The following is a 15,737-nucleotide window of genomic DNA, read 5'->3' on the forward strand; positions in this document are numbered from 1 at the left end:
TCAGCCCCACAGATGTTGCCTGACACACCGCTTTCGCGAGCAAGCCCGCTCCCACCGGGTAAGCATTCACAGATCTAATTTTTCTGCCGAGATGGATTTTCAACGATGGACCTGACCCCACGTGAAAAAGACAAGCTGCTGATCTTCACCGCAGGCCTCGTGGCCGAGCGGCGTCTGGCTCGCGGTTTGAAGCTCAATTACCCGGAGGCCATGGCCTATATTTCCGCGGCGCTCCTCGAAGGTGCCCGCGACGGCCAGACCGTGGCCGAGCTGATGCACTTCGGCACCACACTGCTGAGCCGTGAACAAGTCATGGAGGGCATCCCGGAAATGATCCCGGAGATTCAGGTCGAAGCCACCTTTCCCGACGGCACCAAACTGGTCACCGTCCATCAACCGATTGCCTGAGACATCATCATGACCTACACCATCCGCGATGCCGTAGCAGCCGATCTGCCGGCCCTGCGCGACATCTACAACGACGCCGTGCTCAACACCACCGCGATCTGGAACGAACAACCCGTGGACCTCGGCAACCGCCAGACCTGGTTCGACGCCCGGCAGGCCCAGGCCTATCCGATCCTGGTGATCGTCGATGCTGAAAACACCGTGCTGGGTTACGCCTCCTTCGGCGACTGGCGGCCGTTCGAGGGCTTTCGCCACACGGTCGAGCACTCGGTCTACGTGCGCAGCGACCAGCGTGGCAACGGCCTGGGCCCCAAGCTGATGGACGTGTTGATCGAACGCGCCAAAGGCTGCGCCAAGCACGTGATGGTTGCGGCCATCGAGAGCGGCAACGCCGCGTCCATTCGCCTGCACGAGCGTATAGGTTTCATTACCACCGGGCAGATGCCGCAGGTCGGTATCAAGTTCGGTCGCTGGCTGGACCTGACCTTCATGCAACTGACCCTCAATCCTGGCGCCGAGCCTCCCGTCGCCGGCAAGGAGTGACACCCGATGAACCCCGCCCAACTGCGACGCGTCAACGTTGAAAGCTTTGCGCACTATCGTCAGGGTCTGATCGACCTGCTGCTCAATGCCGTTGGCTACGGCGCCAGCGTCGGCTTCATGGCCGATCTGGACGCCAATCAGGCCCATGCGTATTTCGATGAGGTTCAGGACAACCTGAAGAAGGGCAATGTGTTGCTGTGGGTGGTGGTCAAGGACGAACAGGTGCAGGCCAGCGTGCAACTGACCCTGTGCCAGAAAGCCAACGGCCTGAACCGCGCCGAAGTGCAGAAACTGCTGGTGCGCGAGGAAGCGCGGCGGCGGGGTCTGGGTCAGCAGTTGATGACCGCGCTGGAACAGGCGGCGTTGCAGCACAAGCGCGGCATGCTCTTTCTCGACACCGAGGCCGGCTCGCCTGCGGAAGATTTCTACAAGGCTTTGGGCTATACCCGCGCTGGTGAAATCCCCGATTACGCCTGCGACCCCAGCGGGCGCTACAAGCCCACGGCGCTGTATTACAAGATTCTCCAGGGGGCCCATTGATGATTCCCGGTGAATTGCAGATCCAGCCCGGCGAGATCGAACTCAACGCCGGCCGCCGCACGATCAGCCTGACGGTGGCCAACAGCGGCGACCGACCGATTCAGGTCGGTTCGCACTATCACTTTTTCGAAACCAATGACGCCCTCACCTTCGACCGCGCGGCCAGCCGTGGCATGCGCCTGAACATCCCCGCCGGCACCGCGGTGCGTTTCGAGCCGGGGCAGAGTCGGGAGGTGGACCTGGTGGACCTGGCCGGGCATCGGCGGGTGTTCGGGTTTGCCGGGCGGGTCATGGGGGACCTTTAGGTTTTGCGTTGTCAGTACCGGCCAATCGCGAGCAGGCTCGCTCCCACAAGGGATCGCGTTCCCCTGTAGGAGCTTCCGAGCGCAGCGAGGCTGCGATAGCTCGCAACGCGAGCGGTTTCGAATTCAATTGAATCCCAAGGCAAGCGAATGAAAATCTCAAGACAAGCCTACGCCGACATGTTCGGCCCCACCGTCGGTGACAAGGTCCGCCTTGCCGATACCGAGCTGTGGATCGAAGTGGAAAAGGACTTCACCACCTACGGCGAAGAAGTGAAATTCGGTGGCGGCAAGGTCATTCGTGACGGTCAGGGCCAGAGCCAGTTGCTCGCCGCCGAAGTGGTCGACACCCTGATCACCAACGCGCTGATCATCGACCACTGGGGCATCGTCAAGGCGGATGTCGGCCTCAAGGACGGGCGCATCCAGGCCATCGGCAAGGCCGGCAACCCGGACATCCAGCCCAACGTCGACATCGCCATCGGCGCCAGCACCGAAGTGATCGCCGGCGAAGGCATGATCCTCACCGCCGGCGGCATCGACACGCACATCCACTTCATCTGCCCGCAGCAGATCGAAGAAGCGCTGATGAGCGGCGTCACCACCATGATCGGCGGCGGCACCGGGCCGGCCACCGGCACCAACGCCACCACCTGCACGTCCGGGCCGTGGCACCTGGCGCGGATGCTCCAGGCGGCGGACGCTTTCCCGATGAACATCGGCCTCACCGGCAAGGGCAACGCCAGCCTGCCGGAGCCGTTGATCGAACAGGTCAAGGCCGGCGCCATTGGCCTGAAACTGCACGAAGACTGGGGCACCACCCCGGCGAGCATCGACAACTGCCTGAGTGTCGCCGACGATTACGACGTGCAGGTGGCGATCCACACCGACACCCTCAACGAGTCCGGCTTCGTCGAAACCACCCTCGGCGCGTTCAAGGGCCGCACCATCCACACCTATCACACTGAAGGCGCGGGCGGCGGTCATGCGCCGGACATCATCAAGGCCTGCGGTTTCCCAAACGTGCTGCCGAGCTCCACCAACCCGACCCGGCCGTTCACCCGCAACACCATCGACGAACACCTGGACATGCTGATGGTCTGCCATCACCTGGACCCGAGCATCGCCGAAGACGTGGCCTTCGCCGAAAGCCGCATCCGCCGCGAGACGATTGCCGCCGAAGACATCCTTCACGATCTGGGCGCATTCTCGATGATCAGCTCCGACAGCCAGGCCATGGGCCGGGTCGGTGAGGTGATCACCCGCACCTGGCAGACCGCCGACAAGATGAAAAAACAGCGCGGCCCGCTGCCGGGCGACGGCCCGGGCAACGACAACTTCCGCGCCAAGCGCTACATCGCCAAGTACACCATCAACCCGGCGATCACCCACGGCATCAGCCATGAGGTGGGCTCGGTAGAAGTGGGGAAATGGGCGGATCTGGTGCTGTGGCGTCCGGCGTTTTTCGGGGTCAAGCCGACGCTGATTCTCAAGGGCGGAGCCATTGCGGCCAGTCTGATGGGCGATGCCAACGCGTCGATTCCGACGCCGCAGCCGGTGCATTACCGACCGATGTTCGCAAGCTACGGCGGCTCGCTGCACGCCACCAGCCTGACCTTCATCAGTCAGGCGGCGCAGGCGGCAGGCCTTCCCGAGGCGCTGGGCCTGAAGAAGAAAATCGCCGTGGTCAAGGGATGCCGCGATGTGCAGAAAACCGATCTGATCCACAACGATTATCTGCCGAGTGTCGATGTCGATCCGCAGACCTATCAGGTCAAGGCAGATGGGGTGTTGCTGTGGTGTGAGCCGGCGGAAACATTGCCGATGGCGCAACGGTATTTTCTGTTCTGATACCTGCGAAGGCTAACCTCTGTAGGAGCGAGCTTGCTCGCGATGGACGTCAACGATAACGCGGGCTGACTGTTTTCCCGCGGTGTCTGTGCCTCCATCGCGAGCAAGCTCGCTCCTACAGGGGATCGGCGTAACTTAGGTGGTTTGGAGTTTGGTGCGCTTGATGATTTCCCCCGTCACCCTGGCAATCAACGCATTCTCCTTCGCCCCGATGTCAGCCATCTCGGCGTAGTAATCCGCGTCGCTCATGACCTCGCCCGGCTTGACCTCGTTCTGCGGTTTGTCCAGCAGCTTCGCCAATCGCTTGATCTCGGCGCGCCAGTGAATCTTCTGCACGCCTGAATCATTGTCCAGCCAGGCTCTTTGCGCCGCCTGCAAGTCCAGCAGTCGCTCGCCCCTGGCCCGCAGTTCGCTGATCTCCGGCGCATAGGCCCGGCGGATGAACTCCACCCAGAAAGGCTGTTCAAGCAACCGCTCCTGCAACAGCGGTCCCAGCTCCTTGCCCAGAACCCGGGTATACGCGTCTTCGATGCGTTGCGCCGTGACCTCGGGCGCGCCGAAGGTCATGTTCCGCGACTGCCAGGGCAGCTCCAGCCGCGTGGCCAGTCGCGTCGGGTAGATGAAGAAAATTTCCGTTTCGTCGATGTCATCAAGCGGGTTGCCGTGGGCATCGAAGTGCGGGACAGGTTCACCCTGCTCATTGAACTCCGAATGATGGCGCCCCTCGGCCACCAACTCATCGACGCGCTCCTTGGCGATCCTGCTCAGCTCATCCAGACGCGATTTGCCTCTGGCCAGCTCCACCAGTTCGGTTTCGATCAGGTCCTGCGCGCCCAGGTCATAAGCCTGGGCGATCAGCACCTCCACGCCCATGGTGTTGAACAGCAGCGAGTTGGCATCGACGCAAGTGGTCGGAGCCGTCGCCATACGAAACAGCCTTTCCCGCAGGGCAGTGCTCGCGGCCGTTGCCTCAACCATTTGCCAGACCTTGCGGCACAACTCGACCCTCACCCTGGCGTCGGGTGAGCGACCATCGGCGGACACCGAAAGCCGCCTCAACTCCCTGAAAAACGGCTCAGACCCGGGTTCACGCTCGAGGTCTGCCCACGTGTCCTGCTTGGCCCGCCATTGTTCTTCGGTCAGCCCCTCTTTCCACAGCCCACTGTCGAGGATGCCTCGGGCGGGATACGGGCGCTCCGGTTCAAAACCGACCGACAGGCGATAGTCCCGGACCCTGCGCAAATCCGGCGCAGAGATGTAGTTCGGCTCCTGGCTGATGACGGTGCGCGCAACGATTTCCGCCTGCGCCGACCCCGGTTCTACGTCGGGGATGACTTGCAGCCGATTGGCCTCCATATCCAGAAAGAATGTGCGCGGGCGAGGTTGATCGAACACGCCGGTGGGCCACGCATTGATGCCCGTGTCGGCCAACAGCAGGGTTTCCAGATTCGCCATCCGGCTGATATCCGGCGCCAGCGTCAGTAGCGGGTTGTCCTCCAGCCCCAGAAACCGCAGGCGAGTCAGATTGCTCAGTTGGGTTACCGCAGGCGCATCGAGTTTGATCAGATTGCCGGACAGATCGAGCTCGGTCAGGCGCGTCATTCGCCCAAGAGGTTCAGGCAGCTCGACCAGCTCGTTATTGCCCATGTTCAATTTGCGCAGACGCATGAAGTGGCTCAGGAAGCCATCGACGTTATCGACGATTTGCGCACTCGATAGATCCAGATGCGTGACGTGATCGAATTTGGCGGTCAGCGGTGGCAGCTCATTGAGTTGGCCCTGCAGGTCAATCCCGGACAAGTCGATGAACTGACCCTGAGGCTGACCGGTGTTGTCCAGATCCGCCACCCCTTCCTGGCGCCAGGCCTGAAGCAAAGCCCTGATGATCTTGACCCGGGCAAAGTGCTTCAAGCCGAAAGCCCGAGTGAATCGTTCTTCAGTCGATGCCCCGACTTGCAAGGAAAACTGCCAGTTATGCAAGACTCGACTGAGCTGCATGTACTCGTCCTCAAGCCGCGTCAGGATCGTATTCGCCTGGTCACCCCATTGCGCGATGACTTCATCGACCTCATCCGGCAACAGCGTGGGATACAACACCGCCATCCGCTCATAAAAAGACGGTCGCACCCCGGAAGTGCTCGGATGATCGCTCAAGGGATAACCGATTCGCTCTCCGGAAAGACGTGTCGGCGCCTTGAAGAACGGATGTCGGCGCGGTTGCATCTTCAACAGCACGCGCAACTGGTCTTGGCTCAACGGATGTTCGACGATCTTCGCCTTCAGCTGCGCCCCCTGGGACACCTCGGGCAAGCCGATGGCCTGACGGTGGCGATCGGGCAAGGCGTGCTGGATCGAGTTGAACAAATCGTCGCTGCCATGCAGGTGTTCATCGCGGTCGTTGCGCGTCTCATAGCGACCGTCGGCATCGCGCACCAGCACCTTGCGCTCGCTGGCATCCGGCGCACCGACGCTGGCGCGCAGCTTGCCTTCGAGCCCGCCTTCGCGGACTTCAATGCGCAGATCGTTGGTCCAGCCCGGCAAGGCCGGCAGTGAATTGAGCACCAGAGTTTCGGTATCGGCGTTGGCCAGCGCTTCCAGATGCAAGCCTTCGTAGGCGCGGCTCAAGCGCAGTTGTTGCTACAAGCGGCGCGCGCCCTCGGCGATGCGCAGGGGCACGCGTTTCTCGGTTTCCAGCCTCAGGCGCTCGGCGGGCGTGGCGTCGGCCAGCAGCTCCCGGACCATCGAGGTCGGCAGGCCGTTGAAGTCGCGCTGCACGACGGCCACGGCCGGATCGGAGGATTTCTGCTGTTCGGCATAGAGGCTCTGGGTCAACCGCAGCCTTTCGCGGACGGCGTGCGCCTGCAGTTGCTGCTGCACGGCGCCAGCCCGTTCTGCCGGGGTGCGCGGGGTGTAGTTGGGCAACAGCGCCTTGATTTCCGCTTCGCTGAGGAATGCAACGATACGTTCGGGCACACGGCCCTCCAGCAGGTCCTGGCGGGTGACCTTGAGGACGTCTTTTGTAGCCGCGTCCTGGTTGCCGTACCGGATCGAGGGCCCGGCCAGATCATCTTCGGTGAACACCTCGATCGCCTTGTTCTTCGGCCAGCCTGGCAACTCGACCGCCAACGGAGCGATGTAGCCGGAGAGCTGGCCCTTGGCGGAGCCCTGGGAAATTTTCACCGCATCGGCATAGGCCCTGAACTTCTTCAGGGTTTCCAGCAGGATCGCCGGAATGGACTCGCCCTGGGCGTGCATCCGGCGCAGCACATCGTTGTCGATGCCGCTGGTTTGGCGGATGTGTTCCAGCTCGGCGTCGCTGAAACCTTCCGCCAGCGGACCCAACCGACGCATCAGTTTCGGGCCGTCCCAGGTCTGCGGGTTTTCGCCCTCGTGGTGCCAGGCGCCCTGCCGGTTATGCACAAGCTCCGGCGAATAGGCGTCGGGACGGGTCGGGTGTTTGATCCTGAAGCGCTCGGTGGTCGGGTCTTGCTCCACCTCATAGTGATCGCCTTCTACACGCAGCAGTCTTTGCCCTTCGTGGGTATGCAGGCCCCATTCATCAGCCTCGGATTCGGGCGCGAGGGTGGCGGACGATCGGTAGGAGCTGATATCCGGGTTCCACAGTTTCTGCTGGCCGTTGGCGAGGGTGACGGGTTTGAGCGTATCCACCACGCTCGACAGCTGAACCTTGGGCAGCACCGCCGCGCCCGTGCCGACGAAGCCGATATTCAGCGCGACGCTGGCCAGGTGGGCCCACATTTCCTTGATCTCGCCCTGCTCGAAAGCTTCGATGCCCTCGAACACGTCATCGCACATTTGTGCGGCGCCGATGGTCATCATGATAGGACCCAGGCCGGGCACGACGAAGGCCGCCAGGTTGAGCACGCTGTTGGCGGCGTCCAGATAGCTCTGCAGCCTCTGCGCGCGAGCCTCGCGGTCTTCGTCTTCGGTGGGGACAGCGACTACGCGTGCATCGTTACAGGTTTTGCTGATCGAGTCCTGGCGCAACTGCTGCCAGAGATCGCCTTCAATGAGGGTTTCTTCCATGGGCAGTCGGGCGGGGTCGGCCTGAAGCGGATAATCCGCCTGCGTGTCGACGCTGGTGGTGTTGTAGCGCTTGCTCAGCTCGCTGACGAACACGCCCTGCTGGCGCATGGGCACGAACTGGCTGAAGTAACGCCGGAAATCGGCATTGTGCAGGCGGCTCCGCAGCTCGGCCATGAACTCGCCGCGGGAGGCGTATTCCTTGAGGGGTTGCTGCGGGTCGTTGGGCAGGTACGCCACCATGCGCCGAGTCTGGTCTGCGCTGGCGCGGTCGGGGCCGATCAGCAGCGGGCCGACCAGATCGATGCCGAAAATTTTCAGGGTCGAGTGAACCACCGGCTGGCCATCGAGGGTGATGCGGCTCTGTTTGCCGATCACCTGTTGCAGCGCCTTGTAAGCGCTGGCGCTGATGACCGACTGCTGGTGGGCGGTTTCGGTGGTCACGGCCAGCTGTTGTTGCTGGTGTTCGTCCAGTGCCTGTTCCAGCGCTTTGCGTTCGCTGTCGGTCTTGGGTTCTAGGATGTCCTTGATGTGTTTCTGGTACTGCGCGCCCAGGTCGAGGGTCCGGCACAGCTCGGCGAACTCGTGAGGCGCGATGGCGATGGCCTGGGAGTTGATCGCCTCGAAGGTGGGCAGTACGTCACCGTCGTAGCTGTTCCAGGCGGTGATGATCTGGCAGTTGTTGCAGCGCTGGGGTTTGGCTTCTTCAGGCGTGAAGTTGGCCAGTGCCGCCTCCAGCAGCGAGGTGCCACGATACTCGTAGCGCAGGCTCTGGTCGGGTTCCTGGTCGAAGACGAAGAAACCAAAGAAATCATCACGACCCTTGAAGCCGTATTTGCGGGCGAAGTAGGTATTTCTTACGTCCAGGTCGAGCTTGAATTTCGCCTTGATCGCCTCTTTGAGCGGCTGCTCGGCGAACTCGAAAATCCCCTTGATACCGCCCAGTCGGGTATCCACCTCGTTCAGGGTTCCGCGGTAGCGCTTGTGGGTGTCAGCGAGGGTCTTCTTCTGCCCGGCCGTGGCCTTGAGGTACCAGGCAGGCAGTTGCAGATCGTGGGCGCTCATCACCGTCTGGCGCCACGTGGAAGCCTGGGTGAACCAGTCGGGAATGCGGTCCTTGAGAAAGTCGTAATGAACACCTCTGAAGTCTGCGTCGAACGAGCCTTCTGGGGTGGAAGCTGGTGTCTTTGAATCGGGCATGACAAGTCATCCGTGACTGATAGTGGGCCATCAGCCTATCGAGCGACCTGCGGAAAAAAGCCTAAATATCTATCGCGAGGGCACGATCAAAGTCGACACAAAAACCTGTGGGAGCGGGCTTGCTCGCGAAAGCAGTGGGTCAGCCAGCATCAATGGCGACTGATACACCGCATTCGCGAGCAAGCCCGCTCCCACAGGGGGATGCTCAGTGACTACAAAACCTGCGCACGACGCAGATCAAACTGTGGGAGCGGGCTTGCCCGCGAAGAGGCCGGTACATTCAACATTGATGCTGGCTGACCTGACGCCATCGCGGGCAAGCCCGCTCCCACAGGGTATGCTCAGTGACCACAACACCTGCGCACGACGCAGATCAAACTGCACGCACTGCTGGCATCGCGATCACTCCACCACCAACCGCCCCAACCGCTGCTTGAGCATCCGGTTCTCCGCCCGCAGCAACTGGACCTCTTCGAGCAGGTCCAGCGCCAGGGCGACGCCTTCCCAGTCCAGTTCCAGGTCGTCGCGCAGTTTGGCGGCGCGTTTGGCCAGGGTCAGTTCGTAGTCGGTGAAACGCCAGTCCTTTGGCACGGAGCCCTGAGGTTCGAGGATGCCGTGCTCGACGATTTCGATAACGTAGACGTCCGACAGGTCGGTCGCCTCACAGAATTCGGTCATGCTCAGTTCAACGATCAGGGGACTGCTCATGGTCACTGACTCCTTGCTTGCAAATCAGAAATTCTCTCTCGGATCGAACGCGGCTTTTTTCGCCAGCTCCTGCCACAGGGCCTTGATCTCGTCGTCCGATTTCTTCGGCATCACTGCCTTCAATTGCACGAACAGGTAACCGCGCTCACCGGCTTTGTTCGACAGGCCATGGCCCTTGGCGCGCATGCGCTGACCGTTCTGGCTGCCGGCCGGAACCTTGAGGTTGATCTTGCCGGTCAGGGTCGGCACCGCGACCTCGGTACCCAGCGCCAGCTCCCACGGGGCCAGCGGCAGGGTGATGATCAGGTTTTCGCCTTCGACATCGAATTTCGGGTGCGGCGCGAAACGAATGGTCAGGTACAGGTCGCCATTGGCGCCGCCACCGATGCCCGGCGCGCCCTGCCCTTTGAGGCGGATGCGCTCGCCGTCGGTCACGCCGGCCGGAATCTTCACGTTCAGGCTTTTTGGCGTGTTGCTGACGTGCTGGCCGGCCGCGTTGTATTGCGGGACCTGGAAGGTGACCTTCTTCGATTCGTTCGACAGGGTTTCCTCAAGGAATACCCCCAACTCCATTTCCACGTCCTGGCCACGACGGCCAGTGCTGCGGCGCGACTCGCCGCCACCGAAGCCCGGGCCACGGTTGCCAAAGATCGAACTGAAGAAGTCGGAAAAATCGCCGGTATCCTGGCCGCCACCAAAACCTCCACGGCTCTGCCAGCCTGGTGGCCCCTGGAACGGCTGGCCATGCTGGCCGTATTTGCGCAGGTCGTCGTACTCAGCGCGCTTGTCGGCGCTTTTCAGCGCTTCATAGGCTTCCGAGGCATCCTTGAACTTGGCTTCGGCGTCCTTTTCCTTGCTGACGTCGGGGTGGTACTTGCGCGCCAGCTTGCGATAGGCCGCCTTGATCGCCTTGTCGTCGGCTGTCGGCTCCACACCGAGTATCTTGTAATAGTCTTTGAAGTCCATCGCGGGAATCACCATCCGTTATCGAAATCGCGCCACCTGCCACAGCATGCGCCTGTTGGCTGCATGGAAGTTGACCGATCTCAGGATTGTGACCGGGTAGCGCATCAGAAGTTTATCGGCAGCGGGCGGGGTGACTTGCGTTCATCCCGCGGCTGTCCGGTTGATGCAGGGTAGTTTGGGGGTGATGGCACATCTTTCAAGGCATTGAACGGCAAGATTTAGCGGATAACCGGCCTTCGATTCTGCGCCGCACTGACATACACTGCGCGGCCGTTTTTTAACCGGAACCTGAAAGACATGAAAAACGCCTCTCCAGCCCGTGCCTGCGGTATCGACTTCGGCACGTCCAACTCCACCGTCGGCTGGCTGCGCCCCGGCATGGAAACGCTGATTGCGCTGGAGGATGACAAGATCACCCTGCCGTCGGTGGTCTTCTTCAACCTCGAAGAACGCCGCCCGGTCTACGGCCGTCTGGCGCTGCACGAGTACCTGGAAGGTTACGAAGGCCGCCTGATGCGCTCGCTCAAGAGCCTGTTGGGTTCCAAGCTGATCAAGCACGACACCAGCGTTCTGGGCACGGCCATGCCGTTCAAGGACCTGCTCGGCCTGTTCATCGGCCAGCTCAAGAGCCGCGCCGAAGCCACCGCCGGTCGGGAATTCGAGGAAGTGGTGCTGGGTCGTCCGGTGTTTTTCGTCGATGAGGACCCGGTGGCCGACAAGGAAGCCGAAGACACCCTGGTGGAAGTGGCGCGCAAGATCGGCTTCAAGGAAGTCTCGTTCCAGTACGAACCGATTGCGGCAGCATTCGACTATGAGTCGACCATCGAAAAGGAAGAGCTGGTCCTGATCGTCGACATCGGCGGTGGTACGTCCGACTTCTCGCTGGTGCGCCTGTCGCCAGAGCGTCGGACCGTGGCCAACCGTCAGGACGACATCCTGGCCACCGGCGGCGTGCACATCGGCGGTACCGACTTCGACAAGCAACTGAGCCTGCAAGGCCTGATGCCGCTGTTCGGCTACGGCAGCCGGATGAAGAGCGGCGCCTTCATGCCCACCAGCCACCACATGAACCTGGCGACCTGGCACACCATCAACTCGGTTTACTCGCAGAAGTCGCAACTGGCCTTGGGCAGCATGCGCTACGACATCGAAGACACCGGCGGCATCGATCGCCTGTTCAAGCTGATCGAACAGCGCGCCGGGCACTGGCTGGCGATGCTGGTGGAAGAAACCAAGATCGAGCTGACCTACTCCGACGTCCGTCAGGTGCCGCTGGACCGCATCGAGCCGGGCCTGAGCGTGGACCTGAGCCGCGCACTGTTCGAATCGGCCATCGACAACCTGCTGGAGCGCGTGCGCAACAGCGTCAGCCAGTTGCTGGCAGACGCCAATGTCGGACTCGATCAGGTGGATACGGTGTTCTTCACCGGCGGTTCGAGCGGGATTCCGGCGCTGCGTAACAGCGTGTCGGCGATGTTGCCGAATGCGCGGCATGTGGAAGGGAATATCTTCGGCAGTATTGGTAGCGGTCTGGCGATTGAGGCGGCGAAGCGCTACGGCACCATGGACTGATCCGGAACCGAGTTGTATTCATCGCGGGCAAGCCCGCTCCCACAAGTTTCAGCGTCGATCACAAATCTGTGGCAGACACAAAACCTGTGGGAGCGGGCTTGCCCGCGATGAGGCCCTGTCAGGCAATGGAAATCTGCCTGATCAAACCATCCCCACCTGCTTCAACTCACTCTTCAAATAAGCATAGTAAATCGGCCCCGCCACCACCCCCGGCAAGCCGAACGCCGCTTCGAACACCAGCATCGCCAGCAGCAACTCCCACGACTTGGCACTGATCTGCCCGCCGACGATGCGCGCGTTGAGGAAGTATTCGACCTTGTGGATCACGATCAGGTAACCCAGCGCCGCCACCGCCACCCAGATCGACAGCGAGAGGCCGACGATGGTGATCAGGGTGTTGGACATCAGGTTGCCGATCACCGGCAGCAGGCCGAGAAGGAAGGTCAGGACGATCAGGGTCTTGGTCAGCGGCAGCTTGATGCCGAACATCGGCAGCACCACCGCCAGGAAGATCCCGGTAAAGACGGTATTGAGCAGGGAAATCTTGATCTGCGCAAAGACGATGTTGCGAAAGGCCTGGACCAGCAGGTGCAGGCGGTCGAACAGCGCGGCGGCCAGCGGCTTGCGTTTGGTCAGGTCCGGCACCCGCTGCAGGGCGATGATCGCGCCGAGTACCATGCCGATCAGCAGCGTCACGAACATGTGCGCCACGTCCTTGCCCACCAGTTGCAAGTCGCTCAGGTGCTTGCTCATCCACTCGCCGATCGCCACCCGGAATTCCGCGGCGCTGGCCGGCAGGTAGGCGTCGATGAACGGCGGCAACTGACTGCGTGCGCGGTCGACCACGTGCATGAACTTGTCCAGGGATGCGCCGGGGTTTTCCGCCTCGTGCAGCAGGAAGCTGAAGGCGCCGGCGAAGATCAGGGTCAGCACACTGACCACCAAAGTCCCCAGCAACGCCACTGCCAGCCAGCGCGCACGCCGGCCTTCGATCAGCCGCTGCAATTGCGGGGTGAGCATGTTGACCAGCTCGAACACCAGCAACCCGGCCAGCAGGCTGGGCAACAAGCGCAGGGGGATCACCAGCAGCAGCCCGCCAAAAATGATGATCCAGCTGATCACCAGCAATACATGACGTTGAGAAAACGTTGGCATACAGCCTCAAAACGAACAGCGTAAAAGGATTGGCAGTCTGCCAGCGTTCCGGTGACAGCACTAGGGATTGTGTGGGGCGACCTTGGTCGGGGGCTCACGCACATTCAGGCATGCACACAGATCAATGTGGGAGCGGGCTTTCTCGCGAATACGGAGTGTCAGCCAACATTGATGGCGACTGATACACCGCCTTCGCGAGCAAGCCCGCTCCCACACTGGCCTGTGCAAACCCCGAAGATTATTTTTTCTTGAGGCAATCACTCATGAACGCCTTGCGCTCATCGCCCTTGAGAGCCTTGGTCGCGGCGTCCGCGTTGCAGGTCTTCATTTTTTCCTGCTGCGGAGTCAGGGCCTTGGCGTCGTTGGCTGCCGGCGCCGCTTTGAGGCAGTTGCTCATGAAGGCTTTGCGCTCGTCACCCTTGAGGCTTTTTGCGGTGGCGTCGGCGTTGCAGGTGGTCATCTTGTTCTGTTGTTCAGTGGCGGCGAAGCCCTGAGAACAGAGCAGCAACCCGATCATCAACAAAGGGACACGCAGCATCTTCATGGAGTTTTCTCCTTGTCGCCGCACCGAGGGGGACGGCCATGTTCTGCAGTGTAGACAAAGCCTGTTACACCTTCCTGCTGCCCAGGTGGCTGCGTCGATACTGCTCCGGCGTGCACCCGGCCTGACGCTGAAACATCGCGATAAAAGCCGAGCCGGTGCTGTAGCCCATGTCGAAGGCGATTTCCTGAATGCTGCGCGTGCTGTCGAGCGCCTCGATGGCAGCGAGAAAGCGCAAGCGCTGGCGCCACTCGCCGAAGCTCATGCCCAGTTCGCGGACAAACTGCCGCGCCAGGGTGCGTTCACTCACATGAACCTGCGCCGCCCAATCCGCCAACGGCCGGTTATCCCCGGGCTCGTTCTGCAGGGCTTCGAGAACGCCCAGCAGGCCAGGGTTGCTGGCGTAAGGCAGATAGCATTCGTGCATGGGGGCCTGTTGCAACTGATCCAACAGCACCTGGGCCAGGCGCTGGTCCGCGTCCCTCTCGGGCACCTGAACATCGCGGGCGGCGAAATCCTTGAGGATGGCCTTGAGGATATCGCTGATGGCAAGAGTGCACGCCTGGGGCGGCAGGTCTCGGCATATGCTCGGCGCAAGGCAGACCGCACGGTAGTTCACCGGCTGGTTGCTGTAGAAACTGTGCTCGGTTTCCGGCGGCACCCACACGGCGTATTGCGGCGGCGACATGAAGCGACTGCCGCCGATCTCCATGTGCAGCACGCCATGGGCCGCGTACTCAAGGCTCCCCCAGGGGTGGCGATGGGCCGCAGCGAAGCGGTGGGCGTCATAATCGGCGTAGCGGAAGTACACCGGGGCCGGCAATTCGCTCAAATCTAGGTGATCGATCTTTTTACTGGTCATGCTGTCCGAAATCAGGGACGGGTTGTCTGGATCGAAGTATAAGCCTGTAACCGGACAGGGGATAATTGCCCCTCATTAATGTTCTGGTTTTTCCCGATGCAATACGCGTATCCCCTGCTGGCCATCCTTATCTGGGCCGGCAACACCGTCGTCACCAAAATGTCGGCCGGGTCGATCTTCCCCGCGGAGATCGGTTTCTACCGCTGGCTGCTCGCCGGACTGCTGTTCACCCCCTTCATGCTCAAACCGGTGATCGCCCATTGGGCAGTGATTCGCCCGAATCTGGGCAAGGTTTTCATCCTTGGCGTGCTGGGCATGGCGGTCTATCAGAGCCTGGCGTACTTCGCCGCTGGCCTGACTTCGGCCACCAACATGGGGATCATCCTGTCGCTGATGCCGCTGATGTCCCTGGCCATGGCGATCATCAGCCTCGGCCAACGCCTGACCGCCGGCGCGCTGGTCGGTGCGGTGCTGTCGTTGATTGGCGTGCTGGTGGTGGTTTCGTCCGGGAGCCTCGCGTTGTTGCTGGAGCACGGGGTGAACCTGGGCGACGCGATGATGCTGATCGCCACGCTGGCCTACGCGGTGTACAGCACCTTGCTGAAAAAATGGCATCTGAAGTTGCCGAAGCTGGTGCTGCTGTATCTGCAGATCCTGGTGGCGGTGCTGGTGTTGTTTCCGCTGTTTGTCATTTCACCGAAAACCGGCCTGACGGCGCAGAACATTCCGCTGGTGCTGTATGCGTGCCTGTTGGCCTCGATGCTCGCGCCGCTGGCGTGGATGCAGGCAGTGGTGCGCCTGGGGCCGAGCCGGACCACGCTGTTTTTCAATCTGCTGCCGGTGATGACGGCGCTGATTGCGGCGCTGGTGTTGCGTGAGCAGTTGGCGGTGTATCACCTGGTGGGTGGGGTTTTGACATTGGGTGGGGTGATTGTTTCGGAGCGGTGGACATTGGTGCTGGGGCGCAAAGTCAGCGTTGCCTGATCTGACGCTTTCGCGAGCAAGCCCGCTCCCACATTGGTCCGCGTTTCGTCTGGAGGAACGC

Annotated in this window: 14 protein-coding genes; 7 read left to right on the forward strand and 7 right to left on the reverse strand. The window is 61.6% G+C overall.

The annotated features are described in order from the left end of the window. The first annotated feature begins 105 nt into the window (after nt 1-105). From ACW9JE_RS21090 to ureC, 5 genes are all read left to right on the forward strand, one after another. Entirely contained in the window at nt 106-408 is a 303-nt protein-coding gene (locus ACW9JE_RS21090; RefSeq protein ID WP_039593493.1) for an urease subunit gamma, read from the forward strand. Between the two features lie 9 nt (nt 409-417). Continuing rightward, nucleotides 418-951 (forward strand): N-acetyltransferase family protein, encoded by a 534-nt coding sequence (locus ACW9JE_RS21095; protein ID WP_457433818.1) that lies wholly within the window; start codon nt 418-420, stop codon nt 949-951. 6 nt (nt 952-957) lie between these two features. After that, the gene (locus ACW9JE_RS21100) at nt 958-1,491 is read left to right on the forward strand and encodes a GNAT family N-acetyltransferase (RefSeq protein WP_224536207.1); all 534 of its coding nucleotides are present in this window, start codon (nt 958-960) and stop codon (nt 1,489-1,491) included. Further along, the gene (locus ACW9JE_RS21105; RefSeq protein WP_457433819.1) at nt 1,491-1,796 is read left to right on the forward strand and encodes an urease subunit beta; all 306 of its coding nucleotides are present in this window, start codon (nt 1,491-1,493) and stop codon (nt 1,794-1,796) included. The genes ACW9JE_RS21100 and ACW9JE_RS21105 overlap by 1 nt, the downstream gene beginning before the upstream one ends. Nucleotides 1,797-1,943: 147 nt before the next feature. After that, nucleotides 1,944-3,644 (forward strand): urease subunit alpha, encoded by a 1,701-nt coding sequence (gene ureC, locus ACW9JE_RS21110; protein ID WP_457433820.1) that lies wholly within the window; start codon nt 1,944-1,946, stop codon nt 3,642-3,644. A gap of 135 nt (nt 3,645-3,779) precedes the next feature. On the opposite strand, the gene ACW9JE_RS21115 is transcribed toward ureC, so the two are convergent. The 4 genes from ACW9JE_RS21115 to ACW9JE_RS21130 all read right to left on the reverse strand — a co-directional run bounded on the left by ACW9JE_RS21115 (nt 3,780) and on the right by ACW9JE_RS21130 (nt 10,562). Beyond that, nucleotides 3,780-6,269 (reverse strand): NEL-type E3 ubiquitin ligase domain-containing protein, encoded by a 2,490-nt coding sequence (locus ACW9JE_RS21115; RefSeq protein ID WP_457433821.1) that lies wholly within the window; start codon nt 6,267-6,269, stop codon nt 3,780-3,782. A gap of 12 nt (nt 6,270-6,281) precedes the next feature. Further along, nucleotides 6,282-8,888 (reverse strand): dermonecrotic toxin domain-containing protein, encoded by a 2,607-nt coding sequence (locus ACW9JE_RS21120; protein WP_457433822.1) that lies wholly within the window; start codon nt 8,886-8,888, stop codon nt 6,282-6,284. Between the two features lie 402 nt (nt 8,889-9,290). Then, nucleotides 9,291-9,596: a chaperone modulator CbpM gene (locus tag ACW9JE_RS21125; protein WP_457433823.1), complete on the reverse strand. Its 306-nt coding sequence runs from the start codon at nt 9,594-9,596 to the stop codon at nt 9,291-9,293. Between the two features lie 24 nt (nt 9,597-9,620). After that, nucleotides 9,621-10,562 (reverse strand): DnaJ C-terminal domain-containing protein, encoded by a 942-nt coding sequence (locus tag ACW9JE_RS21130; RefSeq protein ID WP_224536196.1) that lies wholly within the window; start codon nt 10,560-10,562, stop codon nt 9,621-9,623. A 297-nt stretch (nt 10,563-10,859) separates the two neighbouring features. Here ACW9JE_RS21130 and ACW9JE_RS21135 point away from each other — a divergent pair, with 297 nt between their 5' ends. Then, entirely contained in the window at nt 10,860-12,134 is a 1,275-nt protein-coding gene (locus tag ACW9JE_RS21135) for an Hsp70 family protein (protein ID WP_224536194.1), read from the forward strand. 141 nt (nt 12,135-12,275) lie between these two features. Here ACW9JE_RS21135 and ACW9JE_RS21140 read toward each other — a convergent pair whose 3' ends face one another. The 3 genes from ACW9JE_RS21140 to ACW9JE_RS21150 all read right to left on the reverse strand — a co-directional run bounded on the left by ACW9JE_RS21140 (nt 12,276) and on the right by ACW9JE_RS21150 (nt 14,692). Continuing rightward, nucleotides 12,276-13,289: an AI-2E family transporter gene (locus ACW9JE_RS21140; RefSeq protein WP_457433824.1), complete on the reverse strand. Its 1,014-nt coding sequence runs from the start codon at nt 13,287-13,289 to the stop codon at nt 12,276-12,278. 238 nt (nt 13,290-13,527) lie between these two features. Continuing rightward, the gene (locus tag ACW9JE_RS21145) at nt 13,528-13,833 is read right to left on the reverse strand and encodes a PsiF family protein (protein WP_175375493.1); all 306 of its coding nucleotides are present in this window, start codon (nt 13,831-13,833) and stop codon (nt 13,528-13,530) included. Nucleotides 13,834-13,897: 64 nt separating this feature from the next. Next, nucleotides 13,898-14,692 (reverse strand): AraC family transcriptional regulator, encoded by a 795-nt coding sequence (locus ACW9JE_RS21150; RefSeq protein ID WP_457433825.1) that lies wholly within the window; start codon nt 14,690-14,692, stop codon nt 13,898-13,900. A 96-nt stretch (nt 14,693-14,788) separates the two neighbouring features. Here ACW9JE_RS21150 and ACW9JE_RS21155 point away from each other — a divergent pair, with 96 nt between their 5' ends. After that, nucleotides 14,789-15,676, forward strand: coding sequence for a DMT family transporter (locus ACW9JE_RS21155; RefSeq protein ID WP_457433826.1), 888 nt, complete (start codon nt 14,789-14,791; stop codon nt 15,674-15,676). Nucleotides 15,677-15,737 lie beyond the last annotated feature (61 nt).

The organism is Pseudomonas sp. SDO55104_S430 (genome assembly GCF_054070595.1).